Annotated in this window: 16 protein-coding genes; 8 read left to right on the top strand and 8 right to left on the bottom strand. The window is 62.0% G+C overall.

Going from position 1 to position 17,597, the window contains the following annotated elements; genetic code table 11:
* Nucleotides 1-27: 27 nt before the first annotated feature.
* The 3 genes from ACQK2M_RS08205 to ACQK2M_RS08195 all read left to right on the top strand — a co-directional run bounded on the left by ACQK2M_RS08205 (nt 28) and on the right by ACQK2M_RS08195 (nt 2,997).
* On the top strand, nt 28-639 hold the full coding sequence (locus ACQK2M_RS08205; protein ID WP_425417387.1) for a hypothetical protein: 612 nt from the start codon (nt 28-30) through the stop codon (nt 637-639).
* A 347-nt stretch (nt 640-986) separates the two neighbouring features.
* Complete coding sequence (locus ACQK2M_RS08200) at nt 987-1,886, top strand: SHOCT domain-containing protein (RefSeq protein ID WP_425417386.1); 900 nt, start codon at nt 987-989, stop codon at nt 1,884-1,886.
* Between the two features lie 289 nt (nt 1,887-2,175).
* Nucleotides 2,176-2,997, top strand: a complete 822-nt coding sequence (locus ACQK2M_RS08195) for a zinc-dependent peptidase (RefSeq protein WP_425417385.1) — start codon at nt 2,176-2,178, stop codon at nt 2,995-2,997.
* Here the strand turns inward: ACQK2M_RS08195 and ACQK2M_RS08190 are convergent.
* Nucleotides 2,994-3,512 (bottom strand): GNAT family N-acetyltransferase, encoded by a 519-nt coding sequence (locus ACQK2M_RS08190; RefSeq protein WP_425417384.1) that lies wholly within the window; start codon nt 3,510-3,512, stop codon nt 2,994-2,996. The genes ACQK2M_RS08195 and ACQK2M_RS08190 overlap by 4 nt on opposite strands.
* Nucleotides 3,513-3,769: 257 nt before the next feature.
* Between ACQK2M_RS08190 and ACQK2M_RS08185 the strand changes: the two genes are divergently transcribed.
* Nucleotides 3,770-4,810, top strand: coding sequence for a glutathione S-transferase family protein (locus tag ACQK2M_RS08185; protein ID WP_425417383.1), 1,041 nt, complete (start codon nt 3,770-3,772; stop codon nt 4,808-4,810).
* On the opposite strand, the gene ACQK2M_RS08180 is transcribed toward ACQK2M_RS08185, so the two are convergent.
* A complete protein-coding gene (locus ACQK2M_RS08180) occupies nt 4,751-5,209 on the bottom strand; it encodes an NUDIX domain-containing protein (RefSeq protein WP_425417382.1) in 459 nt (152 codons plus the stop codon). The genes ACQK2M_RS08185 and ACQK2M_RS08180 overlap by 60 nt on opposite strands.
* 65 nt (nt 5,210-5,274) lie before the next feature.
* Between ACQK2M_RS08180 and ACQK2M_RS08175 the strand changes: the two genes are divergently transcribed.
* Nucleotides 5,275-6,255, top strand: a complete 981-nt coding sequence (locus ACQK2M_RS08175) for a metallophosphoesterase family protein (RefSeq protein WP_425417381.1) — start codon at nt 5,275-5,277, stop codon at nt 6,253-6,255.
* Here ACQK2M_RS08175 and ACQK2M_RS08170 read toward each other — a convergent pair.
* The 5 genes from ACQK2M_RS08170 to ACQK2M_RS08150 form a co-directional block, all read right to left on the bottom strand.
* Nucleotides 6,200-6,985 carry a hypothetical protein gene (locus tag ACQK2M_RS08170; RefSeq protein WP_425417380.1) on the bottom strand — a complete coding sequence of 262 codons (786 nt, stop codon included), beginning with the start codon at nt 6,983-6,985 and terminating at the stop codon, nt 6,200-6,202. The two genes, ACQK2M_RS08175 and ACQK2M_RS08170, sit on opposite strands and share 56 nt — an antisense overlap.
* A gap of 87 nt (nt 6,986-7,072) precedes the next feature.
* Nucleotides 7,073-7,888: an alpha/beta fold hydrolase gene (locus tag ACQK2M_RS08165; protein ID WP_425417379.1), complete on the bottom strand. Its 816-nt coding sequence runs from the start codon at nt 7,886-7,888 to the stop codon at nt 7,073-7,075.
* Entirely contained in the window at nt 7,878-9,602 is a 1,725-nt protein-coding gene (locus tag ACQK2M_RS08160; protein ID WP_425417378.1) for a hypothetical protein, read from the bottom strand. Before ACQK2M_RS08160 ends, ACQK2M_RS08165 begins: the two co-directional genes overlap by 11 nt.
* A gap of 171 nt (nt 9,603-9,773) precedes the next feature.
* The gene (gene leuA, locus ACQK2M_RS08155) at nt 9,774-11,486 is read right to left on the bottom strand and encodes a 2-isopropylmalate synthase (protein ID WP_425417377.1); all 1,713 of its coding nucleotides are present in this window, start codon (nt 11,484-11,486) and stop codon (nt 9,774-9,776) included.
* A gap of 540 nt (nt 11,487-12,026) precedes the next feature.
* Complete coding sequence (locus ACQK2M_RS08150) at nt 12,027-12,974, bottom strand: ornithine cyclodeaminase family protein (protein WP_425417376.1); 948 nt, start codon at nt 12,972-12,974, stop codon at nt 12,027-12,029.
* A 183-nt stretch (nt 12,975-13,157) separates the two neighbouring features.
* On the opposite strand from ACQK2M_RS08150, the gene ACQK2M_RS08145 reads away from it, so the two are divergent.
* From ACQK2M_RS08145 to ACQK2M_RS08135, 3 genes are all read left to right on the top strand, one after another.
* Entirely contained in the window at nt 13,158-14,102 is a 945-nt protein-coding gene (locus ACQK2M_RS08145) for a LysR family transcriptional regulator (protein WP_425417375.1), read from the top strand.
* 126 nt (nt 14,103-14,228) lie between these two features.
* The gene (locus ACQK2M_RS08140) at nt 14,229-15,380 is read left to right on the top strand and encodes an aminotransferase class V-fold PLP-dependent enzyme (protein ID WP_425417374.1); all 1,152 of its coding nucleotides are present in this window, start codon (nt 14,229-14,231) and stop codon (nt 15,378-15,380) included.
* A 35-nt stretch (nt 15,381-15,415) separates the two neighbouring features.
* Nucleotides 15,416-16,381 carry an agmatinase gene (locus ACQK2M_RS08135; protein ID WP_425417373.1) on the top strand — a complete coding sequence of 322 codons (966 nt, stop codon included), beginning with the start codon at nt 15,416-15,418 and terminating at the stop codon, nt 16,379-16,381.
* A gap of 106 nt (nt 16,382-16,487) precedes the next feature.
* Here the strand turns inward: ACQK2M_RS08135 and ACQK2M_RS08130 are convergent, their stop codons facing one another.
* The gene (locus ACQK2M_RS08130; RefSeq protein ID WP_425417372.1) at nt 16,488-17,543 is read right to left on the bottom strand and encodes a PAS domain-containing sensor histidine kinase; all 1,056 of its coding nucleotides are present in this window, start codon (nt 17,541-17,543) and stop codon (nt 16,488-16,490) included.
* Nucleotides 17,544-17,597: the final 54 nt, after the last annotated feature.

Below are 17,597 nucleotides of genomic sequence, written 5' to 3'. Positions count from 1 at the left end.
ATTGACCTAACGGAAGGCGAGGCCGCAATGACACATGTCCTGACCGCCAACGCGCGGATGCGCGCCAGCTTCGTTCGACTGTCGGCGGCCGCGATGCTTGCAGCCACTCTTGCCGCAGCCGGACCGGTATCAGCCATCGCGCAGGGAATGGGCCATGGCGGCATGCAGCATCACGGCGCCGACGGCACGGGCCACGACGAAGTCACCATGCCGGGCCTGCGCGGCCTCGACGCGACGCCACGCGAAAGCGCCGAACTGGCCGAAATGTTCCGCAATTTCCCGGATATCTCGCGCGAAGTCGTAGAGCTCCCGAACGGAATCCGCACAGTGACCTTCTCGGAGGACGAAGACCTTATGGCTGTCATCGCAAGCCATGTCGTCGGCATGATTACCCGTGTGGAAGAACGCCGGGACCCGCAGATATTCATCCAGAGCCCGACACTCGACATCTTTTTCGAACGCGCGGACCGGATCGAGACGCAGATCGACATGACGGACGAGGGCATCGTCGTCATACAGACCTCCGACGACCCGGAGGTCGTGGCCGCCCTGCACACCCATGCGGGCGAGGTCTCGGCAATGGCGGATCGCGGCATGGCCGCCGTCCACGAGATGATGATGCAACGCGCCGGCAACTGACGTCGGGAAAGCGGCACGCTGCACGACTTCGGTATACTGCCCACCCGCTAAAACGGCGCGGCCTCCGGCGATGCCTGGATCGGCCTGCGCACCACCGGCGAGACCGAGCTCCTTGACGTCACACGGTACTCGCTGTTCTCCGGCTTTCTCGGGCTGGCGCTTCTGCTGCTCATTCTGTCGAGGGCCTGGTTCAGGGAAGAGCGGCAGCCACATCTGACCTTCAACCTGTCTGAAGGTCCGCTCAGCGGACGGAGCTGCCGCCTTGTGGAATATACGGTGGCCGCCTCGGCCACGAAGTGCTAAGCGGCTCGGCAGGTTCCCCGCATCGACAACCCATGGATCGCAGAATGTCCCGCCTGACACCCGAAGGCAGCAAAATCGCAGCCGAGATAGCGCAGCGCCACGGCGTCTCCTCCGGCGCGGTCGAAACGCTTCTCGTCGCTCTGGCCAACGGCCATGGCGTGCAGGCGCAGTTTGACCATCCTGACCTTGGCGGCATGGGGCAATGGTCGCGGGGCGGGATGACCATGGTCGGCGACATGTTCAACAATGCGCTGAAGGCAAAGGTCGATGCGCTGTGCGCCGAACTCTCGCAAGTCCTGTCGGAAAGCCAGGTTTTCGCGGCCGCGGAGCGTCCGGCAAGCTCGCAGAGCCAGTATCAGGGAAGCGGCACCAGCTTTTTCGTCGCCGGGTCGGGCTTTGGCGGAAACTGGTGGCCGGCCGAGCTCGGCGCTCCGTCCTCGACAGGCGCCCAGAACGACATGCGATATGCCGTCTTTCCGCAAACCCGCCGCCTGGCGATCCAGGTCGCCGGCCGTGTCGAGATTTTCGATACCGCGGATCACAGGATCACCGGCGTATCGCAGCAGCAAAGCGGCGATCAATCACTGACCTTCGTCAGCCAGAACGGACTGGTGAAAGTCGCCGATTTGGCGCGGATACCGGCCACCCCAGGCAGTGAGCCCGACGCCGTCAAACAGCCCGGCTCCTCACCGGAGACGCCGGCGGCCGGAGAGCAAGCCGCAGATACATCGCCCTCACCCGCCCCGGCGGCCGTGAGGCCGTCCCCGGCAACGCAAGATGCAGCCTCCTCGGCCAAATCCACCGAGCCGCAGCCCTCGCCATCCTCCAAATCCTCGGAAGAGATCATCTCGCTGATCCGCAAGCTCGCCGAGCTCAGGGAAAGCGGCATTCTCACGGATGCCGAATTCGAGGCAAAGAAGGCCGAGTTGCTGGCGCGGCTGTAGCGCACCGATTGCAAGACCGTCCCGGCATCGTGCCCCCGTTTGAAGATCGCGGCATAACGTGGCGCGAAGAATTTCGTGAATTCCTTGCGCCCCCGGCCGCCGATAGGGATCGGGAGTCGACGACCGGTCACATCGTCTGAGACAAGAACCTTTAGTCGGTATCGCCCCCGCCTGACCCGGCATAGGGCGCGGGCGTAGGGAGGCAGAGCACCTCCTCCACCTGGCAAACCGCCCTCTTGTATCCCACATAGGGCTTCCCTGGATTGTCCTCGGAGCGCGTCAGAACCCCATGTCCACCGGCCAGATCATCCTGCTCTTGCTCCTGGTCCTCGCTGCGGGCGCTTACGTCTTCAGGGGCTGGTCGAAACGACGGCGGCGCAAGCGGCTTCTCGCCTCCGAACTGTCCGACCACCAGCGCGCCCTCATCGAAGAATTTGTGCCGCTGGTGCGCCGCCTCCCGCCGGACTTGCGCAGGAAGCTCGAAGGCAAGATCAGCCTCTTCCTCGACCAGATCCGCTTCGTCGGCTGCAACGGTCTCGACGTGACCGAGGAAATGCGCCTGTCAATCGCGGCGCAGGCCTGCCTGCTCGTCGCGAACACCAACACCTGGTACCGCAACCTCTACACGATCCTTATTTATCCGGGCGCCTTCACGTCGCGACGCAGGGAGCAGGACGGCTATGTGGTGACGGAGCGCCAGACTGCGCGCCTGGGCGAGAGCTGGTCGCGCGGCCCGGTCATCCTGTCCTGGACCGACGTGGAAGACGGCGCCGCCGACGCCCATGACGGCCACAATGTCGTGTTTCACGAATTCGCCCATCAGGTGGACGACCTCTCGGGCCATACAAACGCCATCCCCGTCCTGAGCAAAGGGCAGAGTTTTCGCGACTGGGAACATGCCTTCGTCGATGCTTTCGACAGACATGTCCGCAACGTGGAACGCGGACAGCGAACGCTGTTCGACGCCTATGGCGCGACCAGCCACGTCGAATTCTTCGCCGTTGCCGTCGAGGTCTTTTTCGAAAAGACGTTTGAAATGAAACGCGAGGAGCCGGACGTCTACGAGCAACTGGCGAGCCTCTTCAGGCTCGATCCGGCCAGTTGGGATTAGCAGCGAGGCTTTTCCGCCCAGCGCACCATCCCGCCAAGCGTCTCGCCCACGTCCGGCTGAAGCGCGCAGACAAGGAACCGCGCCGGATCGACCGGTCCGGGCATCTGCACCTTGCCCCGCGGCAAGGTTTCGAAGCCGAACGGCCAGTAATAGGGCTTGTCGCCAACGAGCAGGATATAGCCCGCGCCGGCTTCCCGCGCGGCGTCCACGGCCCGCCGCAGCAGCGCCTTGCCGATCCCCTTGCCCTTGAGCCGTTCCTGCACCGCAAGCGGTCCGAGCAGCAAACCCCGCGCGCCCGTGCCCGCCGTTTCGATCCATGTCAGACGCACAGAGCCGAGCAGCGCGCCGTCGCCCTCGTCGATGGCGACGAAGGACAGTGCCGGATCGTGCGGTCCCTGCTCGCGCACGCGAAAGGCCGCGCGGCTGTAGCGTCCGGGGCCAAAGGCTTCGGCGTGAAGGAGATCGATGGCGGATTGGTGGTCGCCCGTTTCGGGCGCGATGGCGAAGGCGGTCATGTTAACACCAGGCAGATACGACGATGGACAAGCGGATTGGGCCGAAGGCGGCGGTGCCGTCCCGGTTCATCGTCGGAAGAAAATTGCCCTGATCGCGGTGTTCATGCATGCCGCGTAGCACTCCCCCTCGCCCCGGTCCATCTGTGTTTTTGCCCGGAATCCCGACGATTTGGAACGGTGACGCATTGTTTGACGTTTGACACCTGACGGCGCGCCAATCGCGAATTAGATGGCGGGTGAACGCAAAGGAGCACGACATGGGCCTTCTGGTCGACGGAAAATGGCATACCGACTGGTACGACACCGAATCCACCGGCGGGCGCTTCGTCCGCAAGGAATCGCAATTTCGCAACTGGATCACGGCGGACGGCGCACCCGGCCCGACGGGCGAAGGCGGCTTTCAGGCGGAAGCCGACCGCTATCATCTTTACGTCTCGCTGGCCTGCCCCTGGGCGCATCGCGCGCTGATCTTCCGCAAGCTGAAGAAGCTGGATGACCTGATACCCGTATCGGTGGTCTCGCATTTCATGGGCGATGACGGCTGGACCTTCGACCAGTCGGAGGGCTCGACGGGCGACGCACTGCATGGCGTGGAATATCTGCGCGATGTCTATCTGCGCGCCGAGCCGAAATATAGCGGCCGCGTCACAGTGCCGGTGCTCTGGGACAGGAAACGCGAGACGATCGTCTCCAACGAATCCGCCGAGATCATCCGCATGTTCAACACCGCCTTCAACGACCTGACCGGCGAGACGACGGATTTCTATCCCGAAGACCTGCACGACGAGATCGAGGAGGTGAACGCGTTCGTTTATCCGAACGTGAACAACGGCGTCTATCGGTCCGGTTTCGCGACGACACAGGAAGCCTATGAGGAAGCGGTCGGCGATGTCTTCGATGCTCTCGATCGGCTGGAAGACCGCCTGTCGAGCCAGCGATATCTCGCCGGCGACCGCATCACGGAGGCCGACTGGCGGCTCTTCACGACGCTGGTGCGCTTCGATCCGGTCTATGTCGGCCACTTCAAGTGCAATCTGCGCCGGATTGTCGACTATCCGAACATCTCGAATTACACGCGCGACCTGTTCCAGGTGCCCGGCGTCGCCGAGACGGTGGACCTGGACCACATCAAGAAGCACTACTATCGCAGCCACGAGACCATCAACCCGACCCGGATCGTCCCGGCCGGACCGGAGATCGACTATTCCGCGCCGCATGATCGCGACCGGTTCTCCAAGTCACCAGAAGGGATCGGGGGCGACACCGTGGTCGAGTTCGCGGATGCGCGCCGCCGATGAGGCGGTGATCGCATCGGGCAGATCATGAAGATCGAAAAACTCGGCGGCGACGATCTCGCGGTCTCGCGACTTCGGCGCCGTCTGCCTGACATTGCGGCAATGGTAGACGACGACATGGTCGCGCCGCGTGACCCGGTTGTTGAAATGGACCGAACAGAGCCGGGGCGGGTCGCCAATGACCGCGTTGGCTTCTTCGCGCAATTCCTTGGCAAGCGCGTCGATCACGGTTTCCCCGCTGTCGACGCCACCGCCGGGCAGGTGCCAGCCCGGAACATATGTATGCTTGACCAGCAATATGCGTCCGTCGGCATCGAAGGCCAGCGCCCGCACGCCGAGCGTCATCGGCCGGCTGACGAGAAACCAGGCGTGAAACAGCCGCGCTTTCAGATCGGGTTTCATCCTTGCACCGCGAATCCTTCGAATCTGGCGGTTGTATTCCGCGTATCCTGCCTTACGAAAGAGCCATGGCATACACGCTGACACATATTTCCGACGTTCATTTGGGGCCGCTGCCCGACGTGCGCACCGTCGATCTCCTGTCGAAGCGCATCACCGGCTATGTGAACTGGAAGCGAAACCGCGCCGCGCATATGGAAAGCGGGACGCTGAAGCGGTTGCTGACTTCCATGAAGGGCCTCGCACCGGATCATGTCGCTGTGACCGGGGATCTGACGAACCTCGCGCTCGACGCCGAGATCGTCAACGCAGCTGTCTGGCTTCGGGAACTGGGGTCGCCGGAGAACGTGTCCGTGGTTCCGGGCAACCACGATGCCTATGTGCCCGGCGCGCTGTCCAAGGCGGTGACCGCCTGGAAAACCTACATGACCACGGAAGCGCCAAACGCGCCGACGACGCGCAATGGGTTTCCCTTCCTGCGCGAGCGGGGTCCGCTTGGCGTGATCGGCGTCAACAGCGCCGTCGCGACCGCTCCGTTCATGGCCTCGGGCATCTTTACCCGCACGCAGGCCGAAGGACTGGCCTCGGTTCTCGATACGGCGCGTGAAGAGGGTTTGTTCCGCGTCGTGCTGATCCACCATCCGCCGGTGCGCCGCGCGGCATCGCCGCAAAAGCGGCTATACGGCATCAGGCTTTTCCAGTCGGTCATCCGCCGCCACGGCGCGGAACTCGTCCTGCATGGCCACACCCATGTGCCGCAGCGCCACTGGATCGACGCGCCGGACGGCAAACAGGTGCCCGTGATCGGCGTGCCAGCGGGCGGCCAGGCGCCCGGAGGCCGCAAGCCCGCCGCCGCGTTCAACCACTTTGAAATCGACGGTGAGCCCGGTGACTGGCGTTGCACCCTGAAAGAATATTCCGTGGCCGGAAAGGTCGGCGCCATCACTGTGACCGAACGCCGGGTGCTCCACGGACCAGAGACCGATTCCGGCTCTAGTTCTGGACCAGCAGGTTCTGGAAGGCGAGAAGCAGCGCGCCTGCGCCAATAACGACGCCGAGCAGGACCCATACGACCGCATTCGCGATCGACTGCGCCGATCCCATGAAGGACTTCGAAGGTTCCGGCTCCGCGTGGCCCGCCCTAGCCGGCTCCGAAGTCTTCGCCGGCTCCGGCGCGCGTTCGGCGGGCTTGAGCGAAACGGTTTCGCCCTCGACACGGCGGTCCCGTTCCGCGGCCTCGCGGCGCAAGGCTGCAAGCTCGCGCTCGATCCGGTCGAGCGGCCGTTCCGACCCCGAGGCCGGGCGATCCGTGTCATCGGGTTCCGGCGCGCGACCGGTCGCCAGTTCGCGATAGGACGTCACGTCTCCCGACATGGCGAGGTCGCGCTCGTGAATGCGCTCGGCGACATAGGCCACGATCCGCTCCGCGACGATCGCGCGGTCGGCAGACTCGCCGAGGACGACACGGCCGAGACGCGTGTCGCGCACGAAACGATAGGTGCGCCGATCCGGTCCCATCATCACATGCGCGGTCGCATCGATCCAGAAACGCGGCTGCAGACCCGAGGTGAGCGCGAAGTCGAAACGGTCGTCATCCGGCGGCACATCCGCGATCACCGGCGCGAGATCCTCCGCGAGCAATTCCAGCCGGGTGCGCGTCGCCTCGCGCATTTCCACGACGACATCGCCACGGTCGGCCGCGGCGATTTTCATCTGCCGCACCGCATCCACCAGTCTGGTCGTCACCGGATGATCCGGCTTGTCCCGATCGTGACTCATGCACCGCTCCGAAGGGGTCGTGTTCATGATTTGTTAACAATAATCCGCGCCGCACGCGACTCTTTTTGCGGCGGCATGGAGACCCGGTCAGAACGCCCGGTCTTCTGCCCGTTCGTTGGACAAGGCGGCCAGAAATGCATCCGTCACCACCTCGCGCGCTTCGTGAAGCAGCATGTGACCCGCACCCTCGATGCGGCGCAACGCGAAACCGTCCGGCAGGTCCCGGCTTTGCGTCACGGGCAGGACGGGATCCTCCGTCCCCCACAACACGCGCACCGGACATTCGATTGCCGCGAGGCTCTCGCGCGGCAATTCGCCCTGCCGGTCGTCGCGCGTGATCATCTCCGCGATTGCGGTCAGCTCGCCGACAAGCGCCTGGTCGCGACGCTCCTCTTCGAGCGCGGCGAGGTCAGTCTCCGGCGCGTTCATACCCGGCGCCACCATTCTCGACAGCGCGTCACGCAGTTCCTCCCGCGAACGCGCGCGGGCGAATTGCCTAAGGGTCGCCGCCGCGATCTCCGGACCGAAACCGCCGGGCGCGACAAGCGTCAGGGACTTCACGCGTCCAGGCGCCTTCATCGCGATCAGGCACGCGACCGCCCCGCCCATGGAAAACCCGCCGAGATGAAAATGCTCTATCCCCAGCCGGTCCAGCGTCGAAAGGACCGCATCCGCACCCGCGCGCGGATGGCGCTTGCCGCCAACCTCTACGGAACCGCCATGCCCCGGCAGGTCGGGAAGGACGAGCCGCGCTTTCCTGCCGAGATCGTCGAGAACCGGATCGAAGGCGTGGCCCGAACCGCCAAAGCCGTGCAGCAGGACAAGCGTCTCGCCGCTTTCAATGCCAACCTGCCGTGCGGAAAGAACGATATCCGCGTCGGCGCGCGCCGCCCTACCCGTCATCGGCGCTGGAAACCGGCGCACCGGCATCACGAAGGGCGGTTACCAGTTTCACGGCCGCGGTCTTCGGCATGAGCCGCGAATAGTGGGAAAGCGGATCGTCGAAGAACCCGTCATCGCCATGCATTGCATCCGCGAGCATTTTCTTGCGCAGTTCTTCATTGCCAACGAGCCAGGCCGCGATCAGGCGCGCGGCGCAATAATGCGAACGGTCATGTCCCACGAGGTTGCGCGAACTGGCCAGCACGAGATCGGTCCTGCCCTCCTGGAAGGCCGATACGAACAGGGCGTAATCCCACCATGTCGGATGAACCGGCGACGCATTCACCGCGCGTTCGAGCACATCGACCGCCTTCGCGAAGTCACCGGTCGCGATCAGCGTATTGGCGTAACTCGACGCGATTCCCAGATCATACGGGTTGAGCACATTGCCCTTGCGAACTTCGTCAAGCGCGGCGCCGATCTCGCCGGAGACCTGCAATGCCCACGCCAGGGACCGATGTGCTTCCGCCGAACTCGGCGCCAGTTCGATGGCCCGCCGACCGTAGACGATGGCGTCGTCCAGACTGGCGTTTTCCGGATAATCATACCGGTCCGTTACGGTCTCGACCGTCAGCGAGGCCAGATTGGAGTAAAGAAGGGTCGAATTGACGTGCTTCGCCAGGAGGTTCTGCTGACAGTCATACGCCGCGCGATGCCGCTCGGCGCTCTGCTCGTGGAAATAGGTCGCCGAGAGCACGAGGCACTCGGTGAGCGGATTGAGCCGCCCCTCGGACTCGAGAAAGGCATAGATGACGCCGCCGACAGGCAGGAAGCGGCTGGAAATGCGCGACACGTGCTCGGCCGTGGCTTTCGCATCCAGCCCGCCGGGAACCTGGTCCGTTGCGATGAGGATGCCGCTTTCGCTGTGATAGAGCTGGATATTGTGCGAACGCGTGCCCGCCGGGACTGCCCGCATGTAGAAATCTGACTGGGGAACATCGACGTTCGGCGACCGGTCGGTCGTGTAGACGATGCTCCCGAAGCGCGGAAGCGCGTCCTCGAACGCCGCCCGGAGCGCGGGGTCGAAATCCGCCGCCACCGAGACCGACGGCAGATAGACGCTTGGAGAAGCGGCCGGCAGTTCGGCGACCTCGGACGCGACCGCAGGCGCCGGCCCGGGATCGGCCCCCGTGCGATTGCCCAACAGCATCATCGCCAAATTGCCGCAGAGCAGCACGAGGATCGCAATCCGCGCGGCCCAGACCAATTGAGAGTCGTCCGCAAACCGGCCTCTGGCCGCGCTGTCCGCGCCCTCGGCGGACCCACCGGGAACCGGCGTCGCCACGCGGCGAACCAAGCCACCGCTTTCGGGCTGTTCTTGCCGTTTCAGCTCATAGGCAGGGACGTAGGAGCCGCGCGGAACGCTGATCTGGATATCGTTCTCCGCGCCCTCGGCGGCATAGTAGGTATCGATCAGGTCGCGCAGGCGCCCGGCCTGCACCCGCACCACCGCGTCGGTGGACGGATCGAAACTGTCCTGGCGGTCGAAGACGTCGAGCGCGATGGCGAAGCCCTTGAGGCGGTCGGCCTCGCCCTCGAGGTCCTTTTCGACGATGTATTTGAGCAGTTCGCGAGACCGCTCGGAGCGGGAAAACGTCTCGCTTCCGAGGATTCGGTCGAGCTCCTCCCGGATCGCGGCGGGCTCGATCTGGTCGATCTGGACGGTCGCCGTCAAGTGTCCCGGCCTCTGGGTTTCATTGAAAGGTTCGTTAAGTGACTGTACGTCAGCATACTACTACAAAATATAGCCTATAAAAAACACCCATACGCAATTAGTCTTAATACTATGGCGGCGTGCCGGGGCTTTTTCTGGCCCGGCACGCCGACCTGATCGACAAAAAATGCCCTATCCGGCCGCCAGCTTGCGGTTCACCGCCGCGATGATCGCCTCCAGCGAAGCGCCGACGATATTCTTGTTGATCGCCGCCCCGAAGACACGCTCGCCGTCGATATCGATCTCCATGTAGCAAATTGCCGCAGCGTCCGAGCCGCGTTGCAGCGAGTGCTCGGCATAGTCGATCACCGAGATCTTGCGGCCGAGATGTTTCGACAGCGCGTCGAGGAACCCGTCGATCGGGCCGGTGCCGCGCCCGTCAATGGTGATTTTCTCATTGCCATCGACAATGACGGCCTTGACGGTCCGCATCGCGCCGTCCTCGCCTTCCGCCGCGCTCGAATGGCTGACGAAGCGCAGCCGCCGGTCGGGAATCTCGACATAGGTCGACAGGAATTCGCGGTGGATGCGCTCCGAGGTCAGTTCGCGCCCCTCGGCGTCGGTGATCTTCTGGATCACGTCGCGGAATTCGACCTGCAGGCTGCGCGGCAGGTGAAGCCCGTGATCGGCCTCCAGGATATAGGCGATACCGCCCTTGCCCGATTGCGAGTTGATGCGGATGATCGCCTCATAGGTGCGCCCCACATCGGCCGGGTCGATGGGCAGGTACGGCACCTCCCACATCTCCTTCTTGTGCTCGCGCACGGCCTTCATGCCCTTGTTGATGGCGTCCTGATGAGAGCCGGAAAACGCCGTGTAGACCAGTTCGCCGACATAAGGATGCCGCTCCGGGATCGCCAGCTGGTTGCAGTGCTCGTAGACGTCGCGGATCTTGTTGATGTCGTGGATGTCCAGCTTCGGGTCCAGCCCCTGCGTGAACATGTTGAGCGCCAGCGTCACCAGATCGACATTGCCCGTGCGCTCGCCATTGCCGAACAGCGTGCCCTCGACACGGTCGGCGCCGGCCATCAGGCCCAGTTCGGTGGCCGCGATGCCCGTGCCGCGGTCATTGTGCGGATGCAGCGAGACGATCAGGTTCTCGCGATTGTCGAGATTGCGGCACATCCACTCGATCTGGTCGGCATGGATGTTCGGCGTGGACATTTCCACCGTCGCCGGCAGGTTGATGATCAGCTTGTTGTCCGGCGTCGGTTTCACGATCTCGGCGACCGCGTTGCAGATTTCCAACGCGACTTCCAGTTCCGTGCCGGTGAAGCTCTCCGGCGAATACTGGAAGCGATAGCCGCCGCCGGCCTTTTCGGCCATGTCCATGATCATCTTGGCCGCGTCGGTGGCGATCGCCTTGATCCCCGCCACGTCCTTGTTGAACACCACGCGGCGCTGCAATTCGGAGGTCGAATTGTAGAAATGGACGATCGGATTCCTCGTCCCCTCCAGCGCCTCGAACGTGCGCGTGATCAGCTCCGGCCGGCACTGCACCAACACCTGCAGCGACACGTCGTCGGGCACATTGCCCTCGTCCACGCACCAGCGCGCGAAGTCGAAATCGGTCTGCGAGGCCGACGGGAAACCGATCTCGATTTCCTTGAAACCCATCTCCAGCAGCATGCGGAACATGCGCGTCTTGCGTTCCGGCCCCATCGGGTCGATCAGCGCCTGGTTGCCGTCGCGCAAATCGACCGAGCACCAGATCGGCGCTTTGTCGATGGACTTCGACGGCCAAGTCCGATCGGGCAGGTCGACCGGCGGATAGGGGCGGTATTTGCGGGAGGCTTCCGGCATGCCGCGCGCAATGGCGGCTTTGGCTTCGGCGTGAACAGTCATCGCTTTGTCTTCTCTTGTCCTGTTCGCGTCTCGCGCCGCGTTTGGTCGCGGAAAAGCGAGAGCGAAGCCCTCATGGGGCAATCATATCGGGATGTAAAGGTTTGGAGAGGAGCTCAGCCGACAGGCCCACCCGGCCGCCGGGCGCCCCTCAAAGGACCCGGCAACCGCCGATAAGAAGGAGGGGAAGAACGCGCGGAAGCAGCCCGGCCGAGATGGCGGGTGCGATGCGGATATGGTCGCGCTGCGTGTTCATGGGTGGAATGGATACAGCCGGGGGGATGCGGAGGTCAAGTGGGGAGGAGGATGGCGGGTTTCAGAATGGTCTGGCGGCAAGTTAGGCATTGACCCGCATAGGGTGCGGCGTCGCTTCCGGCCCAAAATAGACTTCTAGTTCAAGCGTAGCGGATGTCGCCTCCAGTATTCCATTGCGGAATCCGCGAAGGTCATCAACCACGGCATCGATCGAAAGGTCCGCATTTCGAACTCAACGGAACCGAGACAACCAGGTTCCGGTTTGTATTCCTTGTCTCGTGGTTCACTTCAGCGCAACTCGTTTACGACAGCTTTGGCAATCGCGATGTCTTGCACCCCAACACCGGTCAGATCGACGAAGGTTATCTGGTCTGCAGAACAACGTCCCTTTGTTGGATCGGCGATAACGGAGCCCAGTTCCACCGGTTTGTCATCTGCAATGGATTTGGCTCTTCGGGCCTGAAATACTTCTCCTCTTGAATGACTTTGCTTCAGACTGTCCGATACAACGACATCCGCCATCGCAAGAACATCCGGCGCAACTTCGTTCTTCTCCGGCGTGTCGGAGCCCATTGCGGTGATATGCGTGCCGGGCCTTATCATCTCTGCTCTCAGGAGAGGGTGCTCCGAAGGCGTTGTGGTCACGATCAGACGGGCGTGTTTGCAAAGCTGATCCAACGACTGTGAGATCACGACCTCGAACCCCATTGCGGTGATATCCTCTGCGGCCTTTTTGGCCGAGTTTGCATCTCGCGCCCAGAGATACAGTCTCCGGCAGTCTGTGACACGGCGCAAGTAATCCGCCTGCATTCGGGCCTGCACCCCGCTGCCCACGATTCCGATATACTCCAGTCCGCGAGGTGCGAGATATTTCGCGCAAACGGCACCGGCTGCCGCTGTGCGATGATTGGTCAGTTCTCCCTCCTCGAGGAGTACGCAGTCCACCATTCCGGTCTTCTGGCTGAACACCAGCATGCACCCGCCAAAAGGGGGTAAACCGATCCTCGGATTGTGAAAGAAGCCGGTCGCTACCTTGACCACAAAGACATCATCACCGCGGATCGCACCATATTTGATGTGCATCTCGCCGGCGTTTTCCGGAAAGAGAAGCTCCCCAACCGGGGGCACATCGACCTTTCCTTCGGAGTATGCAACGAAGCCATCGCCGATTTCTTTAACGATATCAATGTTCGGGAGGACCGCTTCGATCTCCGACAGGCTGTACACTCTCGTCATGTCTCTGCCCTCAGCAAGCGTCGTTGGTCTGCTTGGGAAGCTTAAATCTAGCGAACCGACCAAATGGGTCGCTGTGAAAATGCGACACCTTGGTTGCTGCCCAGGAAACTATCGATTGGATGATCTGCAGGTTTCCAATAATCACAGACCAACTCATTTCTTTGCGCTCTGAGGAACCCTGATATGGCTTTGCCTGTTCGATTGTTTTCCGGCCAGGTTTCGGATTTCGACCTCAAGCTCATCCGAACTTTTCGGGCTGTGGCGGAGTGCGGCGGTTACGCCTTGGCCGAGATCGAGCTCGGAACCACCAAGTCCGCGATCAGCAAGCAGATAGCAGATCTGGAACTTCGGCTGGGTGTCACGCTCTGTCACCGGGGGCGCTCCGGGTTCGCGCTGACCGATGAGGGGCAGTTTGTCTATGACAAGAGCACCGGCCTGCTCAGTGCGCTCGAAGGGTTTCGATCCGATCTCAACGCCTTGCAGAAGACGCCAAGCGGGGTTCTGCACATCGGCTGCATCGACTCCATCATAACAAGCCAGTGTTCGCCCCTCATTGGAGCGCTCTCCCGATTTGCGGAAGATTATCCTGATGTGGAGATCAGAATGCTCAACGCATCCGCGGCCGAGATCGATCAGGGCGTGTCAGTCAAACGCCTGCATATCGGTGTATCGACCAATCGCGGAAAGATCAGAGGGACGCAGTCACTCCCCCTGTTCACGGAACATGGCCATCTCTATTGCGGGTCATCCCACCCATTGTTTGATGTGGCCGACACTGAGATTTCGCTGAAGCAGCTGAGCAGCCAACGCTTTGCGCAGCATGTCTATTCAGAGGCCGAGTTGCGCGATGATGAAAAGATCGGTCTCACGCCCTCTGCCATTGGCCATTTTACCGAGAATATTGCCGCGCTCATTCTGACAGGCGGATTCATCGGCTTTCTTCCGGATCATTACGCGCGGAGTTGGGTTGACGCGGGACAGATGCGGCCCTTGCTTGGCGATCGGATCAAGAAGACCACAGACATCCGAATTCTATACCACATGGAGACAGCGGGCACGCCGCTAGTCTCGGCTTTTCTTGAAGCCGTTCGCGACAGCTCTTTCGAAAAAGATGTCATGTCATCCTAGTTTCGGAAGGTTTCCGGGCCGTCACCTCAGCTTTCCATTTTCGGCAATGCATTGCGTCGCTTTATCGTGGAAGCTGCAACAAGGGGAACGCACAAGCGGGACCTCGTCCGCCATCCGGAGTTCCAAATGACGCTTGATACGGCCTTTCGACTTGGACCAGCATCAATTTTCCCACCTGCCGACCGGCATGTCTATCTTGATGCCGCCTCGGTTGGCCTGAGCCACAAGGGCGGCGCCGCCGCAATATCCGCCTGGCAGAACGCACTCGCGGAGGAAGGGACAATTGCCTTCGACGAACAGGCGGAAGTCGAGTGCCTGGACAATCTCAACGCGGCGACAGCGCGCCTTTTCAACGCGACAGTCGATGACATCGCGGTGGCCTCAAGCGAAACGGTGTTGATGCAGTCACTGGCCTGGGCGGTGATGCCCGAAGCCGGGAGCAAGATCATCGCCACCGACATCACGCACCCCTCGACCATTTACCCATGGATACGCGTTGCCGATCATACCGGTGCAGAGGTGCATTGGGTGCGCGCCGATGAAACGCAAAGCATCGACCCCGATGCGTTGGAAGCTGCAATCGATGACGCGACCTCTGTCGTTTGTCTTAGCCAGGTCGAGTACGGCACGGGGCAGAAATACGATCTCAAACGATTTGCCGAGAAAGCGCACAGACATGGCGCGATCCTGGTTGTCGATGCCACGCAAGCCGCGGGTCAGGTTCCCGTCGACGCCGCAACGGGTGTCGATGCGGTTGCGACCTCGACCTACAAATGGCTGTGCGGCCCATTTGGTACGGGCATGATGTATGTGTCGCCAAAGCTGCAAGAGCTCACGCCAGGCATTCTGGGTTGGCGCACTCACAAGGACATGTGGGATTTTCAGGCAGACCGGCTCGAGTTGCCGGGCAATGCCAAGCGCTATGAGTTCGGGACCATGGCCTATGGGACGGCTTTCGGTGCGACAGAATCCATCCGCCATCTGCTTGAGACAGGGATCGACAAGGTCGTCGCGCATAATCGCCGCATCTCGAAACACCTCATCGCCGGGCTGAATGCGTTGGGCGCTGAAGTGCTCGGGCCGAAATCCGACGCGGACCGCTCCGCGACCGTCGCTGCGCGCTTTCCAGGCAAGAACAGCCGCGATTTCGCCAAGACCCTGAAAGACGCCAATGTCATCGCGTCTTTGCGGCGCGATTTCATCCGTTTCTCACCGCATTACTACAACAACATCGACGATATTGATCGGGGATTGTCCGCGATCGAGGCCGCGCTGTGATTATCGGCGTGGTTTGACCGATAGGAAAGCAACACATGTCGGATCCACTCACCGTAGCGCCAAGATCAGGCTGCAAGACCTTCTGCCATTTTCCGCTGGAGCTCGACCTCGATGCGCTCCAGGCTGACGTCGCCATCCTGGGATTGCCCTATGGGCGCCCTTACGCGATGGAGGAAGTGACGAATGACCAGTCGAACGCACCAACTGCCGTCCGGCAGGTCTCCGACATTGCCTGTGAAGGTCTTGAACGTTGGGATTTCGATCTGGGCGGCACGCTTTTCGATGGTCAGGATATCCGTGTGGTCGACTGCGGCGATGTCCCCGCCACCCCGCGAGACCTCGATGCGCACTATCTTCGCGCCGAGGCGGCGGTCCGCAAAATCCTGGCAGCCGGCGCTTTGCCGATCTCGATCGGAGGAGATCATGGCGTTCCGATCCCGGTATTCAGGGCCTTTGAAGATCACGGGCCGATACACGTGATACAGATCGACGCCCATCTCGATTGGCGCGATCACCTGAATGGCGAAACGGACGGCTATTCAAGCCCGATGCGCCGGGCCTCTGAAATGCCGCACGTCGACCGGATTTTCCAGATTGGACTGCGCTGCCAGGGAAGCGCGCGCAAAGAGGAGTTCGAGGCTGCACAAGCGTATGGCGCAGACCTGACGACAGCCCATGAGCTACACGACAAAGGCATGGACGCAGTCCTTGCGCGGATACCCGATGGCGAACGATATTATATCACAGTCGATGCAGACGGGATGGAGCCCGGGGTGATGCCGGGTGTCCTCGTGCCCGCACCCGGAGGCGTAACCTATACCCAGATGCACAAGCTCATCCATGGCCTGGTGAACAAAGGCAAAGTTGTCGGCATGGACATCGTCGAAGTCACCCCGAGCAAGGATGTCAACGAAATCACTTCCATTACGGCTGGCCGACTAATAACGAACCTGATCGGTGCATCAGTACGTGCCGGCTACTTCCGATCCCAAACCGCGTAGTCAATATCGTCGTTCATTCGCAATCGCTTGTTGCGCGCAGTTTGATGACGGGCTTTCGGAGAGGATCAATCGGCGGCAATCCGGCTTTGCCTTTGAAGTTCCTCTTTCACTCCCCCGTCCGCACAGCCGGAATACTGACCTCGAAGCAGGTCAGATCCTCGTCCGAGGTCACCTCGATATGCCCGCCATGGGCCGAGACGATCTCCGAGGTGATGAACAGGCCGAGCCCGAGCCCCTGCGGGCTTGCGTGTTTTCCGCCCTTGAAGAACGGCCGGAACAGGTTTTCGCGGCTCACATCGGGTATCGGCGTGCCCTTGTTGCACACGGTGATTGTCAATTGGCCGTCCCGGTTGTCGGCATCGACCGTGATCGGCTCATCATGCGCGCCGTGCATCACGGCATTGCCCAGGAGGTTCGACAGAACCTGCATCATCCGGGGGGCGTCGCAGTAGATTTCATCGTCGATGTCGGTCTCGACCTCTATCCGGGCGTCCTCGAACGCGACCTGTATCTCGTGGACGACCTCCGAAATCCGCTTGCCGAGATCGTTGTGCGATCTTCGGTCGAGCCCGATCCCGTCGCCGAGGCGCACCCGCGCGAAATCCATCATGTTGGCGATCAGTTCCGACATGCGCGCGGTGCTGGTCTGCATGAGCCGCAGCGTCTCGCGCGCCCGCTCGCTCTGCTCCTCGCGCGACAGCAGCCGCACGCCCGCGATCAGCGAACCCAGCGGATTGCGCAGATCATGTCCGAGGACGGCAAGAAACTGTTCCCTGAGGCTCGCCTCCTCGCGCTGCTCGGCGATGATCCGCTCGCGTTCCTTTTCCTCGGTCTTGTCGCGCACCGTGCAATAGAAGAAATCGCCTTCCGGAACCGCCACCCAGGAAAACCAATGGAAAGAGCCGTCCTTGGCGCGATAGCGGTTTTCGAAGCGGAACACGGGCTTGCCCGACTTCACCTTCTCGAAGGCCGTCATGGAGCGATCGACGTCGTCCGGGTGCAGGAAGGTCAGATAGGGGACCCCGATCATCTCGGCTTCCGTCCAGCCCAGCGTCGCCTTCCAGGCCGGGTTCACCGCAGCGAAGCAGCCCTGGCGATCCAGGATACACAACGGATCGGGCGTGACCCTCCATGTCCGCGACGCTACGTGGCTTTCGTCCATTGCTCTTTCCCCTGACAAGCAGGCCCCGTCAAAGCACAGTTCCCGACCGCTGTG

The sequence above is a fragment of the Oricola indica genome (genome assembly GCF_965227485.1).
In the GTDB taxonomy this organism is placed as follows: Bacteria; Pseudomonadota; Alphaproteobacteria; order Rhizobiales; family Rhizobiaceae; genus Oricola; species Oricola indica.
The sequence above is the reverse complement of the archived record's forward strand: the minus strand, read 5'-3'. Positions and strand labels throughout refer to the sequence as shown.

Coding starts and splice junctions, on each gene's coding strand:
- ACQK2M_RS08205 (WP_425417387.1), top strand. CDS start 28: ATGACACATGTCCTGACCGCCAACGCGCGGATGCGCGCCAGCTTCGTT.
- ACQK2M_RS08180 (WP_425417382.1), bottom strand. CDS start 5,209: ATGAAACCCGATCTGAAAGCGCGGCTGTTTCACGCCTGGTTTCTCGTC.
- ACQK2M_RS08195 (WP_425417385.1), top strand. CDS start 2,176: ATGTCCACCGGCCAGATCATCCTGCTCTTGCTCCTGGTCCTCGCTGCG.
- ACQK2M_RS08170 (WP_425417380.1), bottom strand. CDS start 6,985: ATGAGTCACGATCGGGACAAGCCGGATCATCCGGTGACGACCAGACTG.
- ACQK2M_RS08150 (WP_425417376.1), bottom strand. CDS start 12,974: ATGACGAGAGTGTACAGCCTGTCGGAGATCGAAGCGGTCCTCCCGAAC.
- ACQK2M_RS08175 (WP_425417381.1), top strand. CDS start 5,275: ATGGCATACACGCTGACACATATTTCCGACGTTCATTTGGGGCCGCTG.
- ACQK2M_RS08190 (WP_425417384.1), bottom strand. CDS start 3,512: ATGACCGCCTTCGCCATCGCGCCCGAAACGGGCGACCACCAATCCGCC.
- ACQK2M_RS08165 (WP_425417379.1), bottom strand. CDS start 7,888: ATGACGGGTAGGGCGGCGCGCGCCGACGCGGATATCGTTCTTTCCGCA.
- ACQK2M_RS08135 (WP_425417373.1), top strand. CDS start 15,416: ATGTCGGATCCACTCACCGTAGCGCCAAGATCAGGCTGCAAGACCTTC.
- ACQK2M_RS08185 (WP_425417383.1), top strand. CDS start 3,770: ATGGGCCTTCTGGTCGACGGAAAATGGCATACCGACTGGTACGACACC.
- ACQK2M_RS08130 (WP_425417372.1), bottom strand. CDS start 17,543: ATGGACGAAAGCCACGTAGCGTCGCGGACATGGAGGGTCACGCCCGAT.
- ACQK2M_RS08145 (WP_425417375.1), top strand. CDS start 13,158: ATGGCTTTGCCTGTTCGATTGTTTTCCGGCCAGGTTTCGGATTTCGAC.
- ACQK2M_RS08140 (WP_425417374.1), top strand. CDS start 14,229: ATGACGCTTGATACGGCCTTTCGACTTGGACCAGCATCAATTTTCCCA.
- leuA (WP_425417377.1), bottom strand. CDS start 11,486: ATGACTGTTCACGCCGAAGCCAAAGCCGCCATTGCGCGCGGCATGCCG.
- ACQK2M_RS08200 (WP_425417386.1), top strand. CDS start 987: ATGTCCCGCCTGACACCCGAAGGCAGCAAAATCGCAGCCGAGATAGCG.